Origin of the sequence: Agrococcus sp. HG114 (assembly GCF_024723325.1) — a bacterium.
GTDB lineage: Bacteria > Actinomycetota > Actinomycetes > Actinomycetales > Microbacteriaceae > Agrococcus.
On record NZ_JANQCH010000180.1, the window covers coordinates 1 to 3,103 of the forward strand.

Annotated in this window: 5 protein-coding genes; 3 read left to right on the forward strand and 2 right to left on the reverse strand. The window is 76.2% G+C overall.

Features of this window, described 5'->3' with window-relative positions; translation table 11 throughout:
- On the reverse strand, positions 1 to 293 hold a 293-nt coding region (locus tag NWP09_RS12290; RefSeq protein WP_258275788.1), incomplete at its 3' end, for an Rv3235 family protein.
- A gap of 147 nt (positions 294 to 440) precedes the next feature.
- Here NWP09_RS12290 and NWP09_RS12295 point away from each other — a divergent pair.
- Positions 441 to 1,010: a hypothetical protein gene (locus NWP09_RS12295; RefSeq protein WP_258275789.1), complete on the forward strand. Its 570-nt coding sequence runs from the start codon at positions 441 to 443 to the stop codon at positions 1,008 to 1,010.
- A 24-nt stretch (positions 1,011 to 1,034) separates the two neighbouring features.
- On the opposite strand, the gene NWP09_RS12300 is transcribed toward NWP09_RS12295, so the two are convergent.
- Positions 1,035 to 1,283: a helix-turn-helix domain-containing protein gene (locus NWP09_RS12300; RefSeq protein WP_258275790.1), complete on the reverse strand. Its 249-nt coding sequence runs from the start codon at positions 1,281 to 1,283 to the stop codon at positions 1,035 to 1,037.
- Positions 1,284 to 1,391: 108 nt separating this feature from the next.
- On the opposite strand from NWP09_RS12300, the gene NWP09_RS12305 reads away from it, so the two are divergent.
- Positions 1,392 to 2,003: a flagellar biosynthesis protein FlgA gene (locus NWP09_RS12305; protein ID WP_258275791.1), complete on the forward strand. Its 612-nt coding sequence runs from the start codon at positions 1,392 to 1,394 to the stop codon at positions 2,001 to 2,003.
- On the forward strand, positions 2,000 to 3,103 hold a 1,104-nt coding region (locus tag NWP09_RS12310; RefSeq protein WP_258275792.1), incomplete at its 3' end, for a regulator. The genes NWP09_RS12305 and NWP09_RS12310, both read left to right, overlap by 4 nt.

The following is a 3,103-nucleotide window of genomic DNA, read 5'->3' on the forward strand; positions in this document are numbered from 1 at the left end:
GGGTGGCACGCGCGCACGCTGCGCACCTCGAAGCCGGGCACCGAGCGCGACGCCTGCAGCGCGCGCCGACGGCGCGCCGCGAGCGCGCGGCCCGTGAGCTGGTCGTAGGTCGGCTCGGTCACCCACCGCGCGATCTGCTGCACATCGCGCACGCCGAGCAGGATCTCGATGACGCACGCGGCGAGGTTCTCGAGCAGCGGCACGGGATCCGGGAGCCCTGCCGAGGAGCACCGCTGGAAGTCGAAGAACTCGTCGGCGTCGACCGCCGTCATCCGTCGCCTCTGCACCTGCACGCTGCCCCCTCGCGTCGTCGCGACGTCGGTGCGCGGGCACCGTCGTGGGGGCGAACGTAGCGGGAGGCGGCCGCCTAGGGGGATGGGCACTTCTGCCCTGTGGACAACCGGTGCGCCTCGGCCCTCGCGGACGGATAGGTTCGCGCGGTGCGGTTCGAGGACCTCTTCGACGATCTCGAGAGCCAGCTCGAGGCCGAGCTGGGCGCCGAGCGGCGCGACCTCGAGGCGGAGGAGGAGCGGTTCCGGATCGGCCGGCTCGAGCTGCGCGACCGCATCGCCGCGGCGCCCCGCACGCTGGACCTCTCGCTCCGCGGCGGCGGGCGCGTGCGGCTGCGCCGCATGGCGCTCGGCCGCGACTGGCTGAACGGGATCGTGCTCGAGGGGGCCCCTGCCGAGAGCGGCGCGATCGTGCCGCTGCAGTCGATCGTCGGCGTCGAGCTCGACGCCGACGGAGCCGGCGCGTCGGTGCGGGCCGTGCGCGAGTCGGGCGAGCTGCAGGCCCGGCTGAGCTTCGCGTTCGCGCTCAGGGACCTCGCGCGCCGCCGGGCCCCGGTGATCCTCGAGGGGCGGACGCCGATCGCGGGCACGATCGACCGGGTCGGCCGCGACCACCTCGACCTCGCGGTGCACGAGCTCGGCGACCACCCTCGGCGCGAGAGCGTGCGCGCATGGCGCATCGTGCCGTTCTCCGCGTTCGACTGGGTGCGGCTGCCCTGAGACGAGCTTCGGCTCGGAGCGGGTTCAGGCCGGCCCGAACAGGTCCGCGACGCTCGCGGACTGCGCCTGGCGCCACAGCCCCCGGCGGCGCTCGAGCTCGAGCTCGCGGTCGATCCACGCCTGCACCTCGTCGTCCGCGACGCGCCACGCGCCGCGCACGCGGACGCCGATGAGCTCGCCCGACTCGAGCAGCTCGACGATCGAGGTCGGCGATGTGCCGAGCACCTCGGCGACGTCGGCGACCGCGAGGAAGCGCCGGGGTGCGATCGACATGGCCCCATTGTGGGCCAGCGGCATCGCGGGCGCGCGGAACCTGTGGAGAACTTCAGCGACGCGCGCAGCCCCTCTGCGACGCTCGTGCCACCGAGGGAGGAGCTCGTGATGGCGGCACGTCGCACGTGGATGGATCCGAGGCTGGTGATCGGCGTCGCGCTCGTGCTCGCGTCGGTCGCCGGCGTGTGGCTCGTGGTGCAGCAGTCGGCGAGCACCGAGCGAGCGTGGGCTGCGACGCGCACGCTCCTGCCCGGGGAGACGATCGCGGCCGGCGACCTGCAGCCGGTGGAGGTGCGGATGCCGCAGTCGTCCGAGCGGTACCTGACCGCCCAGGCCGACCCGGTGGGCATGGTGGTCGCCGGCACGGTCGGCGAGGGCGAGGTGCTGCCGCTGCGCGCGCTCGGCGACGAGGCGGGGCACGATCGCGCCGCGGTCGTCATCGAGCTCGAGGGCGCGCTCCCGACAGCGGTGCGGGCGGGTGCGCTCGTCGACGTCTGGACGGCTGCGCCGGGTGACGAGGGCTTCCAGGCGCCCGCGGTGCTCGTCGACGAGGCGATCGTCGTGGGGCTCGTGGAGGACGAGGGCATCCTCGCCTCGGCCGGCGCCCAGCTCGAGCTGCTCGTGCCCGCCGACGAGACCGCGCGGCTCCTCGAGGCGATCGCGAACGACCACGCGGTCAGCGTCGTGCCGCTCGCCCGGCCGGTGGCGGCTGCGCCATGATCGGGCTCGCTGTCTCCGCACCGCTCGAGCGGGAGGACGCGATCGTCCGCGAGGCCTCGCGCCACGGGCACCGCGTGGTGATCCGCGCCGCGAGCGCGGCGGATCTCCTCGAGCGGCTCGGCGCGCGCGCGGCCGACGCCGAGCCGCGCGTCGACCTCGTGCTGGTGGTCGCCGACGAGCACCACGCGAGCCGGGCGCTCGTCGAGGAGTGCGATCGTCGCGGGCTGCGGCTCGTGGCCCTCGCCGACGACGCCGCGGAGCGAGCGCGCGCCCACACGCTCGGGCTCGACGCGGTCGCGTGGGACGGGGGGTTCGCCGCGATCGAGGCCGCGGCGCGTCCGACGGGCGACGAGCTGCGGCCCTCGGCTGCGAGGGCTCGCGGGCGCGTCATCGCCGTCTGGGGTCCCGCGGGCGCGCCCGGGCGCACGACAGCCGCGATCGCCCTCGCCGCCGAGCTCGTCGCGCTCGGCCAGCGCGTCGCGCTCGTCGACGCCGACACCACGAGCGCCTCCGTCGCCCCGGCCCTCGGGCTCCTCGACGAGTCGCCGGGCTTCGCTGCGGCGGCGCGGCTCGCGCGAGCGGGCAGCCTCACGGTCGACGAGCTCGACCGCATCGCGCAGCAGGTGCCGACCATGGGCGGCGTGCTGCGGGTGCTGACCGGCATCGGGCGCGCGAGCCGCTGGCCCGAGCTGGGCTCCGACCGCGTCGCGGAGGTGCTCGAGCGCTGCCGGGACTGGGCCGAGAGCACGGTGGTCGACGTCGCGGCGAGCCTCGAGCGCGACGAGGAGATCTCGAGCGACCTGTTCGCCCCTCGCCGCCACGCCGCGACGCTCGCGGCGCTCGAGACCGCCGACGAGGTCGTCGTGGTCGCGGGCGGCGACGCGGTCGGCATCGCGCGCCTCGTGCGCACGCTCCCGGAGCTGCGCGAGCTCGTGCCGCACGCGCGGCTGCGCATCGTCGTCAACAAGGTGCGCGCCTCCGCGATCGGCGTCGCGCCCGAGCGCGCGGTGCACGAGACGCTGCGGCGGCTCGCGCAGGTCACGCCCGAGGCGTGCTGGCCGTTCGACGGCCGCGCCGCCGACGCGGCGCTCCTCGAGGGC